Source organism: Gaetbulibacter sp. M235, assembly GCF_043876835.1.
Classification (GTDB): Bacteria; Bacteroidota; Bacteroidia; order Flavobacteriales; family Flavobacteriaceae; genus Yeosuana.
In genome coordinates, this window is the sequence record NZ_JBAWJZ010000003.1 from 1 (window position 1) to 24012 (window position 24012).

Sequence of the window (24012 nt, forward strand, 5' to 3'; positions counted from 1 at the left end):
TAAAACACCTAATATGGTATACAAATTAACAGCGTAAATCAATTTTTAACCTGTAGCCATATTTCAGGACTAGACATTTGAGAAAAACACAAATTGAACAAAGAAATTAAAATATCACGTTCTGACTTAATTGCTAAATGTGACCAATACCTGAATGGAGAAATTGGAGAAAAAGATTTTGAAAATTATGCTTGGGAATTAATAACAGAAGACCATTTTGACTGGGACGATGACGTAATATCAGACATTCTTTTTCAATGGGATAATCCACAAATCAATTTTCCGATTACAAAACAAAATGTCAAACTTTGGAAACACCAATTAAGAACTGACGAAAACCTATTAGCAGATTTTAATTTATGGAATGTGCATATTGACAGACAAAAAAAGGTTTGCGAAAAATATGAATCTAAATGGAATCCGATTAACAAAAAACTAAAAGTTGGAATTAGTTCTGACCCTAATTCTGACCCAATTCACGGATTACGACATCCACAAGAAAAAGGAACTACAGGCTGGTATATTTGGACAGGAGAATACTCGGAATCAGGTGATTTTTTCAAACCAATGTGTGCAGAACATTTGCTACAGATTCGACCTGAATTAATAAAATATTTAGGACTTGACATTGGTTATCGATTTTTAATTGACAAAAACGGTTACGAAGATGTTTGGTTTGACGAAAAACTTAAAAATGTGGAATAAAAAAACGGTGTACAACACCGTATAACTAAAATTGCTAAATCGAGAAATATAGAATGTTTCTAAACACAAATATTAATAAATTTAATAAACGAAAAATTGGGTTAACTAAAACGCAACTTTAGTTATACAAACCGTTAGCTGCAAGTGAGACAACTCGCGAAAAGAAGATGCTAGTATAAAAATAGAAGACATATATGACTTTAAAACCAATTTTTCCGACTGATTTACATAAAGACGTTGCAGAATTAGTAAGGGATCATTTTTTGAAAATTCCAAATGTGGACACCTTTTTGGTTGTAAATTCATGTGCAAGAGGTGTTGCTGTACCTGAAAGTGATTTAGATTTTGCAGTTCTTGTAAAACCGGATACAAAAGCAACTGAAATATTGGATATTGAAAACGATTGGCTTACCTATTCAGCTAATCAGCCTATTATAAATAAATATAAACAATCAAGTCAATTTGCTCATTTACATTTAGACATAATCGATGGAAATTATAAACCAACAATTATTGAAATAGGTGAACCAGCAGACTATTTTGAATTAGAAATCGGAAATCAATTATGTTATTCAGCAATTATGGATAAAACTGGTTCATATTTCCTTGAACTACAAAATAAATGGTTGCCATATTACAATGAAGATCTTAGACTACAGCGTTTGGCAATGTTATTCAAGGCTAGAGAATACGACTTAAACCATATTCCAATTTTCGTTCAACGTGGACTTTATTTTCAAGCTTTTGATATTTTATGTAAGGCTTTTCAAGAATACCTGCAAGTGCTTTTTATAGCAAATAAGACATATCCAATTGCTTACAATAAATGGATAAAAGAGCAGGTTGTAAATTTGCTTAAAAAACCTGATTTGTATCCTAAATTATCACCTATTCTATCAATAAGCAATATAGAGAGTGATGAAATAATTGTAAAAACTAAATCACTCAGAGAATTATTGGAGGGTATAAAAATTGAAAATAATAATATAAACACCAGCAGCTAACACGCGGTCATAAAATATTGGGGTTTAAGTGGTTTGTCAAGCGCAGTGCTCGCTGGCAAGTTCTTATCGATTGAAAAGTTCGCAGCTCCTAACTCCCCAACATTTCATACCGCGAAACGTTGCGGTCATTGTGAAAGACGACACAGCAAACTAAAACAACTAACAAATGACAGAGTATAAACAAAAAAAGAAAGGTAAAATATGAGAAAAGTAATTTCATTTATGCACATAACTCTTGACGGTTTTGTTTCAGGACCAAATGGAGAACTTAATTGGGCAAAAGTTGACCAAGAACTATTTGGCTATGTTGGAAATCGAATTAAAAATGGTGACACAGCTCTTTATGGGCGAACAACTTACCAAATGATGGAAAGTTATTGGCCAACCGCAGGTGACAAACCAAATGCAACCAAACACGACATTGAACATTCAAAATGGTATAATAACGTTCACAAAGTGGTTTTGTCAAAAACCCTACAAGGCATAGACAAGCCAAACACGACAATCATAAGTGAAAACATTGTTGAACAAATAAATGAAATCAAAAAACAGAAAGGTGAAGACATTTTACTTTTTGGTAGTCCGACAGCAACTCATTCGCTTATTCAACAAAATTTAATAGACGGCTTTTGGTTGTTTGTAAACCCTATCATTCTTGGACAGGGTGTTTCATTATACAAAGACATTAATGACAAAATGAACTTAAAGCTTTTGCCAACTACTCGACAATTTAGCAATGGCGTAACCGAACTAAATTATGAAGTGGAAAGACAATAAAAAATGAGAAGGATAATAGCGGCACTCAATATGACAATTGACGGCATTTCCGACCATACAGCAGGTATTCCAGATGAAGAAATACATCAGCATTATACAGAGATGTTAGGAAAAGGTGACGCAATTCTATACGGCAGAACAACTTATCAGCTTATGGAATTTTGGCGTACATTTTTAGAAAATCCCTCTGAACAAAAATCAATGAACGACTTTGCCATGGCTATTGACAAAATTCCAAAAATTGTTTTCTCTCATACGCTTAAAAATGTAGATTGGGAAAGTGCAACCATAGCAAAACGAGACTTAAAAGATGAAGTTTTAGAACTCAAGCAACAATCAGGTAAAGATATTTTTGTTGGTAGTCGCAGTTTAATTATACAATTAATGAAACTTAACCTGATTGATGAATTCCAACTTTGCATATATCCAATGGTGGAAGGAAACGGTTTGTCATTATTTGAAGACATAAATGACAGGATTATTTTTAAACTCGCTAAGACTAAAACCTTTAATGGCGGAGCTGTAATTCTGTATTATCAACCAAAAAAAGAATGACAAAAAAAAACAACCAACGATACGATAAGTAACAAACAGGCAGAAAAAATGAAACAAATAATTTTAGTTTTCGGGTTGACACTTTTTACTTTGACATCGTGCAACGAAAACAAAACAGAAACTAAAAAAATGGGAGTAGCTACGACAGACGAATTAACTTTTGACAGCGTATATTCCGAAGTGAACGGACTGAAAATGTATTACGAAATTTACGGACAAGGCAAACCACTTGTTCTCATTCACGGTGGTGGTTCTACTATTCAGTCAAACTTTGAAAAAGTCATTCCATTATTCGAAAAAAACAGGAAAGTAATTGCGGTTGAGCTACAAGCACACGGACGGACAAACGACAGAAACGTAGACTTGTCTTTTGAGCAAGATGCGGACGATATTGCAACACTTCTCAAAAACCTTAACATTAACAAAGCAGATTTTTTCGGTTTCAGCAATGGTGGAACAACGGCTTTGCAAATAGCCATTCGACACCCCAAAATAGTTAACAAAATTGTTTTGGGTTCTGCACTTGCCAAACGAAATGGAGTCCCCGAATGGTTTTGGGGTATTATGGAACAAGCGAAATTGGAAAATATGCCTGAACAACTGAAAACGGCATACAAAAAGGTTACACCTGACACAAGTGGTCTGCAAGTAATGCACGACAGAGATGCTAAACGAATGGTAAATTTCAAAGACATTCCAGACGAGCAGATAAAATCTATTAAAGCACCAACTTTAATCATAATTGGCAACAAAGACGTTATTACACCAGAACACGCCATCGAATTGCACAGACAAATTACGAACTCTGAATTAGCAATAATTCCGGGTGGACACGGAGAATATATTGGAGAAATAACCACAATAAAACCTGACTTTAAAGAACGTGAACTTGTCGTCCCAATGATTGAAAAGTTCCTTGACAAAAAAGAAGAATAAAAAACAACGAACCGCCAACAATGTGTATAGTGCATAGCTACCCTGCGGGATAGCTACGACACCATACACGAACCGTTAGCAAATATTAGAAAACTACAATGAATTTCACTCCATTCGAAAATACAGAACTATTAAGTAATTTAAAAAAGGAAGAAATAGTGGAAATAATTAATAATAACATTGAATTTTCACCTAAATTAGGTTTGACTTTCAAAAAGAACACAAACAAACATTACGAAGGAATTATAATAGAGGATATATTTAAAATTCGAAGAATTCTAAAAAGCGGAAAAAATTCATTTATACCGATTGTTTATGGAAAAATTTCTGAATTTGAAAAAGGGACGCTTATAAAAATGAAATTAAGACTCCATCCAACAATCACGTTATTTTTAATTGGTTTTACAGCTTTTTCTGGAAGTTTACTCTTTTTTGGAACATTAAATTGGCATAATTTATTAATGTTTATCTTACCTTATTTTATGTGTACTGTTTTCTTTAATTACGAGTCGAATATTATTAAAACTGACCTAAAAATAATGTTGAAATCAAAAAAATAACATTTGCTAACACCGTATAAAAATAATGCATAAGTTTAATCCTAAATCAAAAGGTTAGTGCGTATTTGGTCACTCTGATTTTCCTTCGGAAAATCCTCGCACACAAAACCGCACTATTCTTATACAATCACGTTAGCCACAAGCTGGAAAATCCGTTTGACAATGAAAAATAATGAAATATTAAGAGAGCAGATTCTAGAAATAGTAAAAAATCAACTTGAAAATAATGATCCTCCTGAAACAAAAATCACATATAACAAATTGACAAAGGATGGATACAATGACTTTCAATCCCGACAGATGATAGGACAATGTGTGGCTATAGAATTGTTTGAAATTATTAAAATGGGTAAACCATTTGATAATGATAGATACATAAAAAATTTAAAAAAACTCCCAAAAGAGCCATTTGAATAAAATCATGAAAATAGAATTAACAAAAGAGGAATATAAAACTCTACTTACTATAGTATATTGTGGAGAATGGATGCTAAACAGCCATAAAATAAAAGATGATAGTATATCAAAAAGGACTGAGGGTTTAGAGCAAAATATATTTTCCTTTGCCAAGGATGCTGGTTTAGAAAAATGGATAGAATTCGATACAGAAATGGAAAAATATTTTCCTTCTGCCGCCATGGAAGATGAATTACACAAATTTATTGACCTATATAATTTGAGACAAAAGAAAATATGAAAAGCCAGTGCCTAACACCGTATAAAAATAATGCGTAAGTTTATTCTTTAATCAAAAGGAAAGTGAGTATTTGGTCACTCTGATTTTCCTGCGGAAAATCCTCGGACACAAAACCGCGCTATTCTTATACAATCACGTTGTAGCACATTTGAGAAATGAAAATTCTAACCTACATATCATCATTACTACTCGGCGGATTTTTATACCTTTTATTTGCAGCTTATATGACTGGTTCAGCAGGATTGATTTCAGCTAATCCGTTAATAAGCGTTGGCTTTGCGATATTGATTTTTGGATTTTTAAGTTGGTTCCATTTTTACAAACCAAGACTTGGAGCCTTACTATTGACTTTGGCTTTTTTTGGAATGTATTTGACTTGGCCTGTTTATCTGCTTTTAGAATATTTTAGTGAATCTGACTTAAAACCTGCACCGATTGAGATTTTACCTCCAATTTTATTAGGAATTATGACCATATATCTGGTTTGGAAAAGTAAAAATGCAAAATTGAATAAATGGACTAAACTGACATTAGCTGTTCCTCCAGCATTATTCGGACTTTATGTAGGCGGATATATGGTAATTAAAATGTTTGGATAAAAAATTGTACCACAATAACGATGTAGAATATTGAGAAATAAGTGATGAATAAAAGAAATTTTAAAATTGTAAGACTATAAATAATTAGCCTATTCTGCCTTGTCTTTTATTTCATATTAGAGAATTCTAACGTCATACCTAAACTAATTCAAATTTCTGAAAAAGGTCGTTATGGCGGATTTCCGACATTTTTCCTAACAGGATTATTCAAATACGGATTATTAGTATACGGAATAAGTAATATTATAATTATGAGCTTTCTGCTAATCAGAGAAAGAACAAAAAAAACTTGAATAAATAAAAACGTGCTACAACACCGTGTAAAAAACATTGCTTATTTTAGTTAAACTAAAGGTCGTTGCTTTGTTTGCTAGCTACTGATTTTCCTTCGGAAAATCCTCGCACTCAAACACGCAACTTTCCTTATACATAAACGTTGGCAAACATTAGATAAAAAATGAACAAAAAGAAACTAACCCTTTTATTTACTTTATTTCTTCTAACTCTAAAGTTGTTTTCTCAAGATATTAGTTCTGGAAAATTCAGAATAGGATTGAATTTCGGAGCAAATCTCTTCGATTTAAATAAAGATGATGTTTTTGACAGGTATAAAGGTAAGGCTGGCTATACATTTGGACTTTCTCTTGAATACAAATTGAGTGAATTTTTATCTCTGACTTCAGATGTCAATTATGATAAAAAAGTGATGGAAATGGAAGATGACCTGTATCGAGATGTGAATGGAAATATGACTTTGACCACTATTAAAGACAAAATTAAATTCGCTTACATAAATATTACTCTAGAATTAAGATATTATTTCAAGAATAAAGCATTTATTAATATTGGTGGTTTTTACAACCTATCTTTAAATATTAAAAATGAAACTGTAATTAAAGATACAGGTGAAAGTGTAACTTTTTGGGAGTACGACAAGGTTATTAAAAATTATGATTTCGGACTGTCTGTTGGTATCGGATATAGATTTAGTTTAGACAATAAAAACCATTTTTTAATAAAAATTAAAGACGAACTAGGTTTAGCTAATATTGCGGATTATCCGAACAGTTCGCTGACTGACTTAAAAACGAATACTTTAAAATTGATTTTGAATTGGGAATTACCTTTATAAAATAACGTTTGCCAACACCGTGTAAAAATAATTGCTTGGTTCCTGCCCACTCGGAAAATCCTGCGGATTTTCCTTTGGTTCGTTCCATTTTTAGTAAGTCAGTTACTTGAACACGCAACTATCCTTACACAAACCGTTGCCAGTAATGCAAAAATGAATAAATCGATAATCTTCATATTAATTATTTTGACCTTTGGTTGTGGAACCCGAAATCTAAATCAGAATCGGATTTACATTCAAGACGACAAACGTTATGGGGAACTTGAAAATGGAATACCTGAAAATGACACTTTAATAAAACTGAAAAATAAAAAAGGAACTATTATCGGAATTGGGAAAATGGCTGTTTCTGATAATAATGTTAGTGATTTAAAATTCAATTTGTGGAAAGAATTTGACTCGGACGGAATTTTATCGGCAGAAGGAAATTATAAAATAAGTTCTTTTATCGACTGTGGAATGGGTGGAGCATTCAGAGCTTTCTATTATTACCGAATTGGAAAATGGAAATACTTTAAGAAAAACGGAGAATTGGATTTTATACTCGATTTTGTTCCTAAAGAACATTTCGTAGATACGAGATGCGAAGGTGGAGACAAAATGATTTTCGGAATTGTAGAAACTATTCCATTAGAATATTGGGACAGAGCTACCGCAAATAAAATATATGAATTACAAAAAATTTCGTTTTCTGATTCATACGCTATTACAACTATGATTCCGCTAAACGGGAAAATATATTACGAGACAGAAAATGATTTTTAAAACAAAAGCACTACTGGCAACACAGTATATAAAAAATTGCTAGTTTTAGCTAAACCAAAGTTAGTTACTTGTTTGCTAGCTTCTGATTTTCCTTCGGAAAATCCTCGCACACAAACACGCAACTTTCCATATACCAAACGTTAGGCATTATTAAAAAACTCCTGTGACATGAAAAAAATTATTATTATTATTACACTTTTGGCTGTTGCATCGATTATTATGGCATTCGGCCTGTTGACTAATAAACCCGCAGTTGATTTTTTGAAATCTCTAACGCAGGCTCAAAGGAACAAAACGCAGATGCCCTTCATTGACGAGTCTAGAATTCTTTGGCATTATGTACCTAGTTCAATGTTTCCAAGAGCAGGAATTCAACTGAATGAACTTGATTCAAATCAGAAGTCCAAATTGGACGAACTCCTCAAGACTTTTCTATCAGAAACAGGATATAATAAAACTATGAAAATCATCGATTTAGAAAATATCCTTTTGGAAATCAGTGGAGATTCAATTATGAGAAATCCTGAAAATTATTCGGTAGCATTTTATGGAAATCCTGAAAAGGACAGCTTATGGGCTTTCTCTTTTGAAGGACATCATATTTCCCTGAATTTTACAATTCATAACGGAAAAGTTGAAATTGCTCCCCGATTTTTAGGAGCGAATCCAGCAAGAATTCTTTCTGGCCCCAGAGAAGGTGAGCGCACTCTTCAAAAGGAAGAAGACCTAGGTTTTGAATTGATAAACTCATTATCAGAAGAACAAAGGAAAATGGCAATATTTCAGAAGAAACCATTTTTTGATATTGTTACAGGGAAATCCACAGAAGTCGAACCTTTAAGTCCCGTAGGAATTATGTATGGTCAGTTAACCAGGAATCAACAACTTGTTTTTTTAAAACTTCTTGATGAATATCTATCAACCATGCCCCCGGAACAGGCCGCAAAGAGAATGAATAGCATTAAGGATGAAGAAATAAATGAGGTAAGATTTGGATGGGCCGGAGCAACTGTCTTGGGTGAAGGTCACTATTACCGAATTCAGGGGAAATCTTTTTTGATTGAGTTTGATAATGTCCAGAACGAAGCCAATCACATTCATACCGTGTGGAGAGATTTTGATGGAGATTTTGGTAGGGATATAATTAGAGAACATTATAAGAATTCGGATCATCACAAACATGAATAATAACAATGCCTAACACCGTGTATAAAAAATTGCTAGTTTTAGCTAATAAACAGTTGGTTGCGTGTTTGCCGGCTTCCGATTTTCCTTCGGAAAATCCTCGCACTGATGGTTAAGTAAATGATTTTTTCTTACAATATACTTAAACCACTTGTAGCCGAAACTAGATTTATACCTTTAAGAATAAATGAAGTATATTAAAAGTGTTTTAACTTCAACAAAACATAAGAACGATATAGTACAAATGTATTCAAAAGCAACGTCCGTGCAACGACTTTGCAACGGGTTTGCAACAACATTGTAATACTGCACCATTAATTGATATAGAATTTTAAAAACTATATATTAAAAAGTATTTGAAAATTTAATAACACCACACCCTCATTTTAATAATAAACCCTATTGTTGAAACATAAGCCCTTTTGTAATAACACCACACCGACAACACCTTTGCAGCAACATTGCAACTGCCAATTATTATCAATATTCTATAAAAAAATAAAATTATTGATTACAAATGACATCAAAAGCAACGAGGGTGCAACGAGGACGCAACGAGCATGCAACGACATTGAAACACTGCTCCATTAATTGATATATCTTTAAAAACGATAAATTGAAAAGCATTTGAAAATTTAATAACACACCACACCCACATTTTAATAATGCCACCACACCATTCAAAAGTTATTATTATTAAAAACCCTTTATTGAAACATACACCCTATTGTAAAAACACCACACAATCCTTTTTAATAACACCACATAAAAAACACTTTGCAACTAACTTGCACCTACATTGCAACTGCCAATTATTGTCAAAATTCTATAAAAAGTATTATTATTGATTGCTAACGTAATCAAATGCAACGATAGTGCAACGCATTTTCAGCAGGTTTGCACCAACATTGTAATACTGCTCCATTAATTGATATAGAACTTTAAAAACATTATATTAAAAGGTATTTTAAAATTAATAACACCACACGCTCATTTTAATAATGCCACCACAACATTCAAAATTCATTATTATTTTAAATAAAATCCTTTCATTGAAACATACGCCCTATTGTAATAACACCACACCAACCATTTTAATTATGCTGCACTCAATAAAACAACTGCAACAATTAAGCAACAACATTGAAACAAATAAATAATAGCAATGTTCTATAAAAAAATATTATTATTGATTACAAATGCAATCAATAGCAACGAGCGTGCAACGACTTTGCAACGGGTTAACAACACATGGTAATACTGCAACATTAATTGTGATATAGAACTTTAAAAACAATAAATTAAAAAGTATTTGAAAATTTAATAACCTTTATTACAAGTCACTGGCTTAAGAAAATAATGAACTATTAAAATGGTTCAATCTAATATAGATGTTCAATCTTTTTAAACCAAATTAAAAATTGTTCTTAATAATAATTTTTCTGCTTCCTCTTCTGTAATAAGCACTTTCTTGTCATTGCTCTTTGTTTTTTTGTCTGTTGTGGTTGCTAAATGGGTGGCATTATTTAATTTGGTTGTCTTTTTTTCTGAATTTATGTTATTAAAATAGAGCCCACTATTTTGTTCAAGACTTTTTGAAACATCTGGGAAATATGTTTCTATGATTTCATGGGCATTAAAATTGCCCTTAGACATTGCTTCTTTATTAGGGTAAAAATGCTTTACCAAAGTTTCAAAGTGCTTTTTATAGTCCATAAACTGTAAATGGAACAGTCCTATAACGGTATCCTCTGTTTGAACAATTTGTGTTAGGTTGGTGTTCATCCAATTAGTGGCGTAAAACAAGTACTCCACTAGTTCAAAATATTTGTTTAGCACATAAATGAACTCCTGATCCTTTACTTCACTTTTCTTCTCTATTAAATCGAATATGTTCTGTTCCAGTTTACTGCTCTTCAGTAAAACCCGATTATTGTTTCTGCCTTTTTTATATTCAATCGGGCCTTGGTAATGATCAATGACATATATCCTGTTCAGGACATCGTATTTTTTTAAAAAATCAACCTTTTCAATAATATCCTCACGGATCTCTTTCTCTGGCACAAAGAAAAACAGTTCGGCCAGTAGATTTGGGATCAGATCAAGATAAAATTGATATAACGATTTTTCACTCATTTTCTTTTCTTGAATTTATTGGAATAATCCGATGGCAATTCGGCATCTATGTCCCGTAGGTATTTCTCCAAGGCCGCCATGGACGAATGCCCGGTAATCTGCATCAATTCACTCTTGGCTTCAAAAGGTGATGATTCTTCTACCTGTGTTCTATATAGATTAGTAATAAATGTGTGCCTAAAACTATACAGTCCATAATTTTCATCCAGACCAAAAGGGTCTTTGATTACACGTTTAAATCGATTTGTAAAGTATTCTCTCCTGCTGTCTTCATGGGCGTCCCAAGTCCCTCCTATTTTACTTGGTGTAAATAAAAAAAGGTCTTTATCTATTTGTGATATATCCGGCAGATCATCCAGTAAGATACTTGGGATCCTTTTGGTCTTAAGTGGTTTGTTCTTTGCCTTAAAGACCACTATTTGCTCTCTTAGATTAATATCTCCGACCGTTAGCCTGCATACCTCCTTGGGACGTAAAAAGTTATAGGATATAAACTTAATAAATAGCAGCAGCAAAGGATCCTTTTCATCCAGGTAACTGAATATTTCCTCTTGCTGGTCATCTGTGTACGTCTTGTTTCTTTTTGGTATGGATTTCAATACAGGGATTTTTTTTATAAAGTTTTGTCCAATGATATCATTGTCCTCCAATACTTGCATGATACTGCTCAAATCAGTTCGGTAATTGTTTCTGTTACGTGGTGATGTGTTTTCCAGAACATGGTTTAAAAACTCCGTTAGGATCTTTTTATCCAACGCTTGTATTGTTTTTATATCCGGATGCGAGTCGGCCAGCCATTGTAAAAAAAGCTTTATTTTGTTTTCATAATTCTTTTTGGTATTTGAGTTGATCAGCTTTTCCTTTAGTTTCAATCCAAAATCAAAGGCTTCTCTCAAAACCATAGAAGGTGTTTCTTTTGCTTTCCGTGCAGTTTTGGTGTCCTCTTGTTTTATGCTTTGTGTTTCTAAGGGTTTTTCTTTTGGGTTCAGCCTGTGATATAGGTCCGTGTTATCTTCATAAGGGCTATAGCCTTGCTTTAACAGCTTTAATAATACTTTTCTATAGGTTACCAATACGGAAAGGCGTTCCTCCTTGGTTTTGTAGGTATTGGCGTCACCATAAAACGGGGTCACTCGTTTTAATTTTCCGCGCTTTGGGTCACGGAATGAAAAATAGACGTACCAGCGCTTTTTAAGGTCGCCTCCTGCGTTATAGATCTTTGGTTCGGAAAAGTTTCGTTTTATAGACAAATCGTATGCACTTTCGTATTCACTTTTGTATTCAAATGTAATTAATTCCTTTAAAGTAGACATAAAAAAAACGGTTTAGGAAAACTAAACCGTTGTTTTTAAATATTTTATACTTTGTAGCGGGAACTGGACTCGAACCAGTGACCTTCGGGTTATGAGCCCGACGAGCTACCTACTGCTCTATCCCGCGATTTAATCCTAAACAATATTCTTAGCTTTTAACTTTTAGCTCATAATACCAACCGTATTGTTTCGGACTGCAAATATACAATCCTTTTTAATTACTACAAGAATAATAATAAAAATTATTACCAAAAATCTTTCTTAAAAATTACATGACTACAAAACTTCTTAAATTGGAATAATCCTATCAATAAGTTATAAAGTAATCATTTTATAAGAAATAGAGTTTTAATTAAGTAATCACAATGTATAAAATAAAAAAGCAACATATAAACATGTTGCTTTTCAAAATCTAACTTTTCAAACTCTTTGATCTAATTCAAAAATTACTCTTTTTCTATATCCATAGTTGCTGTTGCGTTTTGTAATTCTAAACGCATTATTCCTGGTGGATTTTTACCAGAAACAGTAATATATTCTTCATTTAAATTATTGTCACTAACCATCATGGTATTTAATCTTTTTAAATTCATAAACTCCATAGGTAAATTACCTGTAAGTTGATTAGTTGATAATATTAATTCTTCTAAATTTGTTAGTTGTGCAATTTCAACAGGAATCTCTCCGATAAGCTTATTATCCATAAGACTTAATTTTTCCAATTTTGATAATGCGTATATTTCAGTTGGAATAGTTCCTGTTAAAAAATTACTTCCTAATAAAAGTTCTTTTAAATTAGTCAATCCCATTAAAGATTGTGGAATATTTCCTGTAAACTTATTGCTATATAATTTTAATGATTCAAGTTTTTTTAATTCTCCTAATTCATTTGGAATGTTACCTTCAAATCCATTCATAAACAATTCTAAAGACTTTAATTCTTTTAAATTTTTTATTGAAGAAGGTAAAGTTCCTGTTAACTTATTAAAACCAAAATTCAAAGATTTTAAATTAACCAAATTCCCTAGTTCTTGTGGTAAAGTTCCTTGTAAATTATTAAACTGAAGACTTAATTCTACAATTTGATTGTTTTCTATTTTTACACCATACCAGTTTTCTACAGAACTAGTTAAGTCCCAAGTAGAATTCCATTCTTTTCCGTTGGTTGAATTATATATTGCAATTAATGCTTCTTTTTCTGCTGGCGATACACTAGCAAATGAAAATGCTGATACAAAAAAAAGTACAGCTATGTGGTTAAAAAGTTTCATGTCGAATAGATTTGGGATTAATTCTTAAACGAAATTAAGCCAAAACAGGATTAAAAACTATTTTATTCGATGAAATGCAATTTTTTTTAACATTTAGCTATCGACGAACTGCACGATTAAGTAAAATTTTCATTTTAAAATTTTACATTTAAAAGCTCTCCACTTAATTGAAGCAATAGTAACTCTGATAATTTTGCTTGATATTTCGCTTGATTTCTACTAAGCTCAGCATTAAGTAGATTTAACTGGGCTTGCCTAAATTCAATAGAATTTATCTGACCTGTTTTAAATTTTTCTTGCGTTCTGTCAAAGTTATTCTGAGATGTAACAATATTATCTTCCTGGATTTTGTAAATACTTAGTTTGTTTTGATAGTCATCCCAAGCATTATTAAAATCTCGCTGTAAACTAGCTAACAATTGTTCCTTTTGCAATTGTTGATTTTCTAAGTTTATTTTTGCGTTTTTAACTCTTGTAATAGTACTGCCACCATCAAATAAATTCCAAGATAAATTTACACCTCCTGAAATACCAGTATTGGTCGATACAGCCAAAAATGATGCTGCGTTATTATTATTTTTATTCCAGCCATAAGTTCCTGTTAATCCAATAGTTGGCAAGTAAGCCGATTTGCCTGATTTTATATCATAACCACTAATTGTAATATTCTTCTCAATCTGCATTAATGAAATATTTCTATTTTTTGCACTTTCAAAAAGAGCTTCTTTATCATATAATACATCAAAATTTATTGTTGTATCAACATCAAAATCAGTAGTTAGTGCATTACCAAAAACAACATTCAAATCACGCTTAAAATTTATAAGTTGTTGTTTTACGTTTATTAGATTGATACTGTCATTATTAATATCTACTTCTGCATTAAGCACATTTAATTTTGTGCTTTGACCGTAATCAAATTGATATTGAGCACGTACTAATCGGTCTTTAGAAATTTCAAGTGTTTGTTGTATTGCAGAATTGTTTTCTTTTAATTGCGCTACTGAATAATATACCGTGAACAATTGAAAAATTGTGTTTTCAATGGTTTCTCTAGCTTGCAACTCTGTTAATTGATACCTTTCTTTAAGTTGTTTGTAATCATAACTTCTTCCTAAGCCATCAAACAAAATATAATTTAGGCTTACAGACGCGTTATAACGTGAACTCTCTGCTCCATTTAAAACGGTAACACTTCCATTTGAAAATTCAGCTTCAGTATTATCTATATTATAAGTTGCACCTGCACTACCTGTAACTTTTGGTAAATAACCTGAATTTAAAATATTAGCATTATTCTTAGCAACTTCCAATTGGTTATTTGCCAGCTTAATTCCATAATTATTTTCTAAAGCTAATGAAACTGCTTCATTTGGTGTTATAATTTGTTCCTGAGCAATTAATTTAGAAACAACTAACAACACACTTAAAAGAATCATTCTATTTTTCATTTTCTTCAATTTGCTCTTTTATGGCTCGTTCAACTTCTTCTTTAGTAACTTCTTGTCCTGTAGCTAACCATTTTACATTTTTCTTAATACTATTACTAAATGACAAAAATAACGGCAATAATAATAAGGTTAAAATGGTGGCATAAAAAATTCCGAAAGAAATTGAAATAGCCATAGGTTTTAAAAATTGTGCTTGTCGGCTTTTCTCTAACAACAAAGGGGCTAAACCAGCAATAGTTGTTAAGGATGTTAAAAATATTGCTCTAAAGCGTGATCTTCCCGCATCAATTAATGCCTCGTCAAATTTCAACCCATCTTTTAAATTAGAATTAAATTTACCAATTAAAACGAGTCCATCATTTACCATAATACCAATTAGTGCAATGATGCCTAATAATGACAATATGTTTATTGGAAAACCCAATAACCAATGTCCCCAAGCTACTGCGGTTAAACTAAAAGGTACCAATAACAATAATAATAATGGTTGACTATAACTTCTGAAAGTAAATGCAATAGTTATATAAATGAGCAATAATATGACGCCTCCAGCACTTTTTAAAGATTTTGATAGTTTTGTTGCCTCTCTATTTTGACCTTCAAAGGAAGCTGAAATAGTAGGATATTTAGATTGAATTTCAGGAATAATATTGGCTTTAATATCATCTAAAATATCTGTTGCACTTGAGCTTGGGTTTTTCAAATCAGATGTTACTTGAATCTCTCTTTGACCATCTAAATGATTAATAGCAACATCACCTCTTTCAATGGTATAAACAGCAATATCTTTTAAATTAACCCGTTGACCAGTAGGTGTTACAATTCGCATATCATCTAAATCATTAATAGATTCTCTGTTACTTCTATCATACCTAACCCATACTCTAATTTCATCCTGACCTCTTTGAAAACGTTGTGCCTGTGCTCCAAAAAAACCAGCTCTTACCTGGTTCATAACCGTTCTTAAATCTAGCCCGAGCAAATACGCATTTTCTTTAAGTTGTAAACGAATTTCTTTAATTCCAGCAGGGTCATTGTCTGCAACATCTTTTAATAATGGGTTACTTTCCAATGCCGATTTTAACTCTACTTTTGCTGACTTTAATTCATTAATATTATTACTTAATAAAGAAACCGAAACCGGATTTCCGCCAAAATTGCCACCAGACCCAAAAATTAAACGTTCAGCTCCAATAACAGGTCCAACCAGTTCTCTTAACCTATTTGCCACTAAAGATGAATTTATAGCATCCGGACGTTCTTCTCCTGGCAATAAATTAATTTGCAATCTGGCACTTGAACTACTATTTAAACTTAAGATAGTATTTTCAAAAAGTTTCTTTCCAGTACCCTTTAAATATTCATCAGTAAATTCTTTTTCAACAATAAAAGATTTTTCTTCAATCATTGAAATGATAGAATCGGTAATTTTCACATTGGTTCCATTAGGCATATTTAGTTCAATTGAAACCGTGTCGCTTGCAACGGATGGAAATAAAGTTACTCCAATTATTCCACCACCAATAGCACCAAAAGTCAATATCATAAGTGAAACAAAAATGGCCAATGATAATATTTTAAATTTTAAAATATTATCAAGTAGAGGACTATAAGCCCTATCTCTTAAGAAGCTCATAATTTTGTCACCAATCTTATTAACTTCTCTCATTTTAGCAAAAAACTGCTTAATTTTTGAGGGATGCTTTTCAGTTGGAACTGGATGTAAAGCCTTTGAATGAGCCAAATGCGCAGGTAAAATTAGAATGGCTTCAATTAAAGAAACTGATAAGGTTAGCATCACAATAATGGAGACTTCGCTAAAAAACTCTCCTATTCTGCTGTCTAAAAATAAAAACAATGAAAATGCCAACAACGTTGTAATAATGGCAGATACAACAGGAGGAATTACTTCCATAGTACCATCTATAGCAGCTTGTATTGGGGTTTTACCTCTTTCATAATGCTGATAAATGTTCTCTCCTATAACAATTCCATCATCAACCAAAATACCAATTACGATAATCATCCCAAAAAGAGACAGAACATTAATAGTAACATCAAATTGTCCAGCAAAAATGAACATCCCTAAAAAAGAAATTGGCAGCCCAAAAGCAACCCAAAAAGCAACTCTTGTGTTTAAAAATAGTGATAAGAAAACTAAAACCAATATCATCCCAATAAGTGCATTCTCGCTTAACAACTTGGTACGTTGATTTAATGTTACTGAAAGATCTCTAACAACATCTAAATGTACATTATTGAATTTCTGATTATAATCTTCTATATACTGTTTTACCTTATCAGCCGAGGAAATAAGATCTTCATTATTTGTACTGGTAATAGATATATTTACAGAAAGTTGTTGGTTAAAATACGTAGCATTTGGTGTTTCAGCAAAACGATCTCGAATAATTGCTACATCTTTAAGCCTAACCGTTTTTCCATCATTTGAAGCTTTAATAACTATGTTTGAAAGTTCATCTCCGTAATAATTTCTGTTATTAGCTCTAATTAAATATTCCTCGTCATCTGTTTTAATATTACCACCAGTTACCAAAATATTTGATGTGCTTACCGCTTGAGCGACATCATTAAAAGTCAAATTGTAAGCTAATAAATTAACTTCGTTTACAGCGATTTCAATTTCTTCATCTGGATAACCTGAAACTTCTACCTGAGATATACCATCAATAGTACGTAAGTCGTTTTCAACTTGCCTGGCAATTTGCTTTAAGGTAGCAAGTGGAATATCCTTTCCACTCACAGCAAATGAAATTGTTTCCCGTACTTCTTCTCTCTTGGCAACTATTAAAGGCTCCATGCCTGTTGGAAAAGAGGGCACTCTATCAACAGCGTTTTTTACTTCAAGAAGCATAAAATCAATATTTTCGCCTTTTTGAATTTCAACTGTAATAGTTCCGCTATTTTCCCTAGACACAGATGTTACTCTGTCAACCCCTTTTAAGCCTTTAAGATTGTCTTCTATTTGAAGTACAATACCTTCTTCTATTTCTTGAGGTGATGCACCTGGATAGGTAATATTAATATTGATTATTTTAGAGTCTGTTAAAGGAAAAAAAGATGATTTTAATGAAAACAACCCTATAAGACCAAAAGAGAAAAAAGCAATAATAAAAATATTTACTGCTACGTGATATTTAATAAAGTAAGCAATTAATTTTCTCATTGATTATTGGTTTGCTTTAACATCAAAAGGTTTAACCAACATACCAGCATAAGATCCTGGAACAGGTTTTTTTAAAATAACTATATTATCAGGAACATCTTTTAGAACAACTTTAGACTCTGAAAAATAAACTGGTGTAACAGGAACAGCAACTAATAACCCATCTTTTATTTCAAATATTTGATTATCATCAAGCAAAAGATTTCTATCAATTTCAATGGCATTATCTACAACTTCTCCGTTAATATTTGCCTCTAAATAAATTCCTTCTTTTAAATCATTATCCTTTACATCAATATATGCAGTAATAGTTTGTGTAGTTTGGTCAATACTGCCATTTATTCTTGAAATTTTACCTTCGTACGCTTTTGTTTTATCTAAAGTACTTAATTGAACCTGTTCTCCAATTTTCAATAAATTAGCAAATGATTTACTTATTGCAACTTCCATTTCATACTCTGATGGATCAATAAATTCACCTAATTTTTGTCCATTTCTTATTAAAGTTCCTTCAGTTACCAAAGCTTCTGTTAATATTCCAGTAAAAGGTGCTGTTATAACATATTTTGACAAGCGTTGTTCTAAGTTTTTTAAATTATAATAACTGGAAACTATACCGCGGCCTGTAATAAAATAATTTTCTTTTTCTGATGCCATTTCTGGTAAAACTGGAGCGGACTTGTTTAAATCAAATCCATTAAGATAATTTTGCCATTTTTGATATACTTCTGGAAAATCCAATCTTAAATCGGGCATTATGGCCGCTATAGCATTATATAAATTGCTTTTTGATGATTGAACGCTTGCATAATATTCTGACGCATCAATACGAATTAATGGCTGTCCTGCACTATATTTTTGTCCTGGTTTAAATAAAACATTACCTGTTTTAAAGATACCTTGAACTTCAGAATAAATTTCAACACGACGCTTTGCGACTAAACTTCCATTAGCAGGTATTTTTATTTGAACTTGTCCGTTTTTAACAGTATCAATAAACACTGTTTTGACAACTTTCTCTAAAACAGGTTTTGGCTTATTTTTACTCGCTATAATTGATTTTGCAATAAAAAAGGAAGCTACTATAAGTAAAATCCCAACAACTGAAAGTATAATTTTTCGCATGCTATGATGGTTTAAGCAAATTAGATTACAAATCTATTCGTTAGTTTAATTTAATATGTTAATAAAAACTTAAAACTATAAATCAAAAGTTTCAATTTCCATTTGAATATCTTCCCATTTTTGCATTAAATCTTGCAGCAATGATTTCTTTTTCTGGTAATTATCAAAAAAATGAGGTTTTGAAGTTACTTCTTCATAATTTATCTCTAGTGAAAAATCGATGTCTTTAATTTCTCGTTCCAACTGGCTTATTTGAGCTTCAACATTGCTCAATCTGTTATTTAAAGACTTTAACTTTTTTTGGTCATCATAAGATTGTTGCTTTTTTTCTTTAGGGATTTCCTTTACAACATTACGTTTTTCAACCTCTCTTAAATTAAGCACATTACGTTGTTCCAAATAATAATCAATATCTCCTAAATATTCTTTAATCTTATGATCTTTAAATTCATACACTTTATTAGTTAGTCCTTGGAGAAAATCCCTATCATGTGACACCAAAATTAAAGTCCCTTCAAACTTAATTAAAGCGTCTTTTAAAACCTTTTTCGATTTTATATCTAAATGGTTTGTAGGCTCATCCATAATAAGGACATTGAAAGGCTGGAGCATTAATTTAGCCAATGCTAAACGGTTGCGTTCGCCACCAGACAAGACTCTAACATATTTATCAGCTTCATCACCTCGAAATAAAAAAGACCCTAAAATATCTCTCACTTTACTTCTATTAGTTTCATTAGCTGCATCAATCATGGTATCCAGAACGGTTTTATTTCCGTCTAAATATTCTGCTTGATTTTGAGCAAAATAACCAATTTGAACATTATGCCCTAGTTTTAAATGCCCATCAAACTTGATATCACCAACCATAATTTTGGCAAGTGTTGATTTACCTTGTCCGTTTTGCCCAACAAATGCTGTTTTACTATCACGTTCAATAACAATATCAATATTCTTTAAAACCTGATTATCGCCATAATTTTTTGAAATATTATGTGCTTCAACAACAACTCTTCCCGGTGTTATCGATACAGGAAATTTAAGGGTCATGACGCTATTATCATCTTCATCAACTTCAATCCTGTCAATACGATCTAGCTTTTTTATAAGCGATTGTGCCATGGTTGCCTTTGATGCTTTGGCCCGAAACTTTTCAATAAGCTTTTCTGTTTGTTCAATTTGCTTTTGCTGATTTTTTTGTGATGCCAATTGCTGTTCTCTTAACTCTTCTCTAAGAATTAAATATTTTGAATATGGTTTTGGATAATCATAAATTCTGCCTAATGAGATCTCTATAGTTCTATTAGTAACATTATCTAAAAACATTTTATCGTGAGACACAATAACAACAGCTCCTGAATAATTTTTTAAAAAGCTTTCTAACCAAATAATAGATTCAATATCTAAATGGTTTGTAGGCTCATCAAGTAGCAAAATATCATTATTTTGTAATAACAGTTTAGCTAACTCAATACGCATACGCCAACCACCAGAAAAGGTATCGGTAAGTTTATCAAAATCTACACGTTGAAATCCTAATCCTTGTAGAATTTTCTCTGTTTCACCTTGATAATTATAACCTCCTAAAATTTCATATTGATGATGATACTCATTAACATCGACCATTAATTGATGATAAGCTTCGCTTTCATAATCGGTACGTTCTGCCAATTGATGATTAATGGCATCAACTTTTGCTTCCAATTGTTTTATTTCAGTAAATGCTTCATAAGCTTCTTCTAAAACAGTCCTACCAAAATCAAAATCGATATCCTGTTTTAAAAACCCAATTTTCAATTCTTTATCTGTAGCAATCTGACCAGAATCTGGTTCCATCTCTCTCGATAAAATTTTAAGCATGGTTGATTTACCAGCACCATTTTTACCAATTAGCCCTACTCTATCTCCATTATCTAATTTAAAGGTGATATCTTCAAAAAGATAGTCTCCTTGGAATGAAATTGATAAATTGTGAATGTTCATCATAAAAATGTAACTTATATTACAAAAGCTTATTATTTAAAACTTACATTTGCCTCGTAATTGCGGATGCAAAAATACATTAAATTATATGTTTAAAAAAGGAACTGCTATATATAGCATTCTAACTGGAAATTGTCCTAAGTGTCAAGAAGAGTCTATGTACACTTTTAAGAATCCTTACAATTTAGAAAATACTTTAAAAATTAATGAACGATGTTCAAAATGCAACACAAAATATCGTCTTGAACCTTCCTTTTTTTATGGTGCGATGTATGTAAGTTATGCTGTTGGAATTGCCTTTGCTGTTGCCGCTTATGTAATTACTAATCTTTTTTTTCAAGCTGATTTAAAAACAACTTTTATATCAATAGTGGTTACACTGGTTGTTTTTATGCCAATTATTATGCGCCTTTCAAGAAATATTTGGATAAACCTTTTTATACATTACGATAAAGAGGCTAGTAAAAAGTAGTTATTGAAACCGTTTTATATCAATTTCATTTTCTAAAGGTGTTCCAAATTCTATAAACTCAAAAAGTTGGTTTGCAACATAAGGACCAATCATAACACCTCGAGTTCCTAATCCATTTAGTACATACATATTTTTATAAACTGAATGCTGCCCTACTAACGGACGTCTATCTCTAACTGTTGGCCTAATACCTGCAACATGATTTACAACTTCAAAAGGGCAATTTAAAAAAGTTTTTAGCTTGTTTAAAAGTTCTTCTTTTGCCTTAAGAGTTACGTCATTACTAGTGTCATCCCAATTATAAGTTGCTCCTACAATATAATAATCATCACCCAAAGGAATTATAAACACAGAGCTTTTTAAAATGAAATCAATTTTTAAATTTGGTGCATAAATAGTTAATAATTCGCCTTTTGTTGCCAGTAAAGGTAAATCCTGAAAAAACAGGTTCTTATTTACTCCATAACCTTCGGTAAAAACAATATGTTTAGCATGAATATCGGCATATTTTAACTCATCATTACTAACTTCTAATTGCTGATAATTAAATGACTTATCAATAAACCGATTGTCTTTTTGAAGATAGTTTCTATAAGCATCCATTAAAGTTTTAACATCAATTCTTCCAGTTTGCATAACTTCTCCATAACCAAACGGAGCATCAATATATTGATTGGTATTTTTAATTAAATTTATTGAAAGGTATTCTGAAAGCAAAGGATTATCTGAAGCAGAAAACCAATCGTTTTGCTCTTCAAGAGATGAAAATTTACGAAGAACCGGAATTTTATAATCAAGCTTTATATCAAATTCCTGTTCTAAACGATTATACATTTGTAAAGCCAATTGTAATTGCTCTTTACTTTTCCAAACAGGCGTGAAACGTTTTAAAACTACAGGATTATATAAACCTCCTGCTACTGTTGAAGACTGTTGTGATTTATCATCAAAAACAACAAATGTTTTATTATGAGTTCTGAGTTGTTCACAAAAACTTATGCCGGCTAAACCGTTACCTATGACTATAAAATCTACTTGCATTCTAAACGCAAATATACATAGATAATCTTTTTGTAAGTTATAAAAAAACCGCTCAACTATATAATTGAGCGGTTTAAATTATTTAATCCTTATGTGGCGTTAATACGTCCACATATCAAGTTCGAAATCTCTAATTTTGTCTTTGATCCTGTCAGATTCTAACAACTGCATCAATGCATTTTGAGATACATATTCTGTAATTGCTCTATCACCTTGAACATTTTCCTCTTTATAAATATATCCTTGAAAACGTCTAGAATTTAAAATATGATCAAATGAATAAGGTATATTACTGTTTTCATTATTAAATGCCTTAGCTTCATGTAAAACATTTCTAGCATCTGGGAAAAATACCCAGAACAAAGGCACTAAATCTGGTGTATCTTGATCAATTGTTTGAACATCAGGTGCTACAGGAGCAATTCCTAATAGTCTGTATTTCATTTCTGATTGACGTTTATCAAAATACCAAAGACCTTTTATACGATATTCTTTAATATCAGCAGCAGTAATATCTCTTCTGTCGATATATTCTGGTGATAATTCTTCACCAGCATTAAGTTGTTCAATACCCATTTCTGTGGTATCAATCTTAACTAATGCTGATTGGATATCTTTTAAAGTACGTTTTGCTGTAAAATAAGAATCATCATAAATGTTTTCAATATTACCATTTTTTATATTCTTAATAAGTACATCATACAATGATCTACGATTACTACCTATATTGTTAGTATCAATTGGATAGTAAAGTGGAAAATTAGCGCGCTCATCAAGAACAATTTTTTCCCACGTCATTTTCGCAAAAAGTATATCCCTATCATCAACATAACCATATTCTAAAGGCTTGTCGTTATCGATAGCTATCTGCGCTGCTGTTCTAACACCAATTTCATCTGGGCTTTTTGCATTAAGAATATTTGCTTGTGCAAACATACCTGACACCGTAAAAAGAGTAGTAACGGTTAATAAAAAACTTTTCAATTTCATGTGTATGATTTTTTTGTTATTCAATTGTCACATGTTACATCCATATCTTGTTTAGCTATTTTGATATACTAAATTCAAGTTATGGATGTTTCATCTGTTTTACATTTAATTTTATTAGAACCTATATA

Annotated in this window: 22 protein-coding genes and 1 tRNA gene; 13 read left to right on the forward strand and 10 right to left on the reverse strand. The window is 31.6% G+C overall.

Annotated elements, in window-relative coordinates; genetic code table 11:
- Positions 1–93: 93 nt before the first annotated feature.
- The 12 genes from V8G69_RS05310 to V8G69_RS05365 all read left to right on the forward strand — a co-directional run bounded on the left by V8G69_RS05310 (position 94) and on the right by V8G69_RS05365 (position 8918).
- Positions 94–705 (forward strand): hypothetical protein, encoded by a 612-nt coding sequence (locus tag V8G69_RS05310; RefSeq protein ID WP_394880780.1) that lies wholly within the window; start codon positions 94–96, stop codon positions 703–705.
- 194 nt (positions 706–899) lie between these two features.
- Entirely contained in the window at positions 900–1709 is an 810-nt protein-coding gene (locus tag V8G69_RS05315; RefSeq protein WP_394880781.1) for a hypothetical protein, read from the forward strand.
- Positions 1710–1910: 201 nt separating this feature from the next.
- Positions 1911–2486, forward strand: coding sequence for a dihydrofolate reductase family protein (locus tag V8G69_RS05320; RefSeq protein ID WP_394880782.1), 576 nt, complete (start codon positions 1911–1913; stop codon positions 2484–2486).
- A gap of 3 nt (positions 2487–2489) precedes the next feature.
- A complete protein-coding gene (locus tag V8G69_RS05325; protein ID WP_394880783.1) occupies positions 2490–3041 on the forward strand; it encodes a dihydrofolate reductase family protein in 552 nt (183 codons plus the stop codon).
- A 48-nt stretch (positions 3042–3089) separates the two neighbouring features.
- The gene (locus V8G69_RS05330) at positions 3090–3977 is read left to right on the forward strand and encodes an alpha/beta fold hydrolase (protein ID WP_394880784.1); all 888 of its coding nucleotides are present in this window, start codon (positions 3090–3092) and stop codon (positions 3975–3977) included.
- 98 nt (positions 3978–4075) lie between these two features.
- Positions 4076–4537, forward strand: coding sequence for a hypothetical protein (locus V8G69_RS05335; protein ID WP_394880785.1), 462 nt, complete (start codon positions 4076–4078; stop codon positions 4535–4537).
- Between the two features lie 162 nt (positions 4538–4699).
- Positions 4700–4954 (forward strand): hypothetical protein, encoded by a 255-nt coding sequence (locus V8G69_RS05340; RefSeq protein ID WP_394880786.1) that lies wholly within the window; start codon positions 4700–4702, stop codon positions 4952–4954.
- 4 nt (positions 4955–4958) lie between these two features.
- Entirely contained in the window at positions 4959–5234 is a 276-nt protein-coding gene (locus tag V8G69_RS05345) for a hypothetical protein (RefSeq protein ID WP_394880787.1), read from the forward strand.
- A 155-nt stretch (positions 5235–5389) separates the two neighbouring features.
- Positions 5390–5833 (forward strand): hypothetical protein, encoded by a 444-nt coding sequence (locus V8G69_RS05350; protein ID WP_394880788.1) that lies wholly within the window; start codon positions 5390–5392, stop codon positions 5831–5833.
- Positions 5834–6290: 457 nt separating this feature from the next.
- Positions 6291–6965 carry a porin family protein gene (locus V8G69_RS05355; protein ID WP_394880789.1) on the forward strand — a complete coding sequence of 225 codons (675 nt, stop codon included), beginning with the start codon at positions 6291–6293 and terminating at the stop codon, positions 6963–6965.
- A 153-nt stretch (positions 6966–7118) separates the two neighbouring features.
- On the forward strand, positions 7119–7730 hold the full coding sequence (locus V8G69_RS05360; protein ID WP_394880791.1) for a hypothetical protein: 612 nt from the start codon (positions 7119–7121) through the stop codon (positions 7728–7730).
- A gap of 219 nt (positions 7731–7949) precedes the next feature.
- Entirely contained in the window at positions 7950–8918 is a 969-nt protein-coding gene (locus tag V8G69_RS05365; RefSeq protein ID WP_394880792.1) for a DUF3500 domain-containing protein, read from the forward strand.
- Between the two features lie 1401 nt (positions 8919–10319).
- On the opposite strand, the gene V8G69_RS05370 is transcribed toward V8G69_RS05365, so the two are convergent.
- The 8 genes from V8G69_RS05370 to V8G69_RS05405 all read right to left on the reverse strand — a co-directional run bounded on the left by V8G69_RS05370 (position 10320) and on the right by V8G69_RS05405 (position 21384).
- Positions 10320–11051, reverse strand: coding sequence for a hypothetical protein (locus V8G69_RS05370; RefSeq protein WP_394880793.1), 732 nt, complete (start codon positions 11049–11051; stop codon positions 10320–10322).
- Positions 11048–12184, reverse strand: a complete 1137-nt coding sequence (locus V8G69_RS05375) for a tyrosine-type recombinase/integrase (protein WP_394880794.1) — start codon at positions 12182–12184, stop codon at positions 11048–11050. The genes V8G69_RS05370 and V8G69_RS05375 overlap by 4 nt, the downstream gene beginning before the upstream one ends.
- 234 nt (positions 12185–12418) lie before the next feature.
- A tRNA-Met gene (locus V8G69_RS05380) sits at positions 12419–12491 on the reverse strand.
- Positions 12492–12810: 319 nt separating this feature from the next.
- Complete coding sequence (locus V8G69_RS05385; protein WP_394880795.1) at positions 12811–13635, reverse strand: Two component regulator three Y domain protein; 825 nt, start codon at positions 13633–13635, stop codon at positions 12811–12813.
- A gap of 134 nt (positions 13636–13769) precedes the next feature.
- Entirely contained in the window at positions 13770–15086 is a 1317-nt protein-coding gene (locus V8G69_RS05390; protein WP_394880796.1) for a TolC family protein, read from the reverse strand.
- Positions 15076–18273, reverse strand: a complete 3198-nt coding sequence (locus V8G69_RS05395; RefSeq protein WP_394880797.1) for an efflux RND transporter permease subunit — start codon at positions 18271–18273, stop codon at positions 15076–15078. Before V8G69_RS05395 ends, V8G69_RS05390 begins: the two co-directional genes overlap by 11 nt.
- A gap of 3 nt (positions 18274–18276) precedes the next feature.
- The gene (locus tag V8G69_RS05400; protein ID WP_394880798.1) at positions 18277–19398 is read right to left on the reverse strand and encodes an efflux RND transporter periplasmic adaptor subunit; all 1122 of its coding nucleotides are present in this window, start codon (positions 19396–19398) and stop codon (positions 18277–18279) included.
- Between the two features lie 75 nt (positions 19399–19473).
- Positions 19474–21384 carry an ABC-F family ATP-binding cassette domain-containing protein gene (locus tag V8G69_RS05405; RefSeq protein WP_394880799.1) on the reverse strand — a complete coding sequence of 637 codons (1911 nt, stop codon included), beginning with the start codon at positions 21382–21384 and terminating at the stop codon, positions 19474–19476.
- A gap of 85 nt (positions 21385–21469) precedes the next feature.
- Between V8G69_RS05405 and V8G69_RS05410 the strand changes: the two genes are divergently transcribed.
- On the forward strand, positions 21470–21853 hold the full coding sequence (locus tag V8G69_RS05410) for a DUF983 domain-containing protein (protein WP_394880800.1): 384 nt from the start codon (positions 21470–21472) through the stop codon (positions 21851–21853).
- Here the strand turns inward: V8G69_RS05410 and V8G69_RS05415 are convergent, their stop codons facing one another.
- Positions 21854–22894, reverse strand: a complete 1041-nt coding sequence (locus V8G69_RS05415) for an NAD(P)/FAD-dependent oxidoreductase (RefSeq protein ID WP_394880801.1) — start codon at positions 22892–22894, stop codon at positions 21854–21856. It lies immediately after the preceding gene.
- 99 nt (positions 22895–22993) lie between these two features.
- Positions 22994–23884 carry a gliding motility protein GldN gene (gene gldN / locus V8G69_RS05420; protein WP_394880802.1) on the reverse strand — a complete coding sequence of 297 codons (891 nt, stop codon included), beginning with the start codon at positions 23882–23884 and terminating at the stop codon, positions 22994–22996.
- Positions 23885–24012 lie beyond the last annotated feature (128 nt).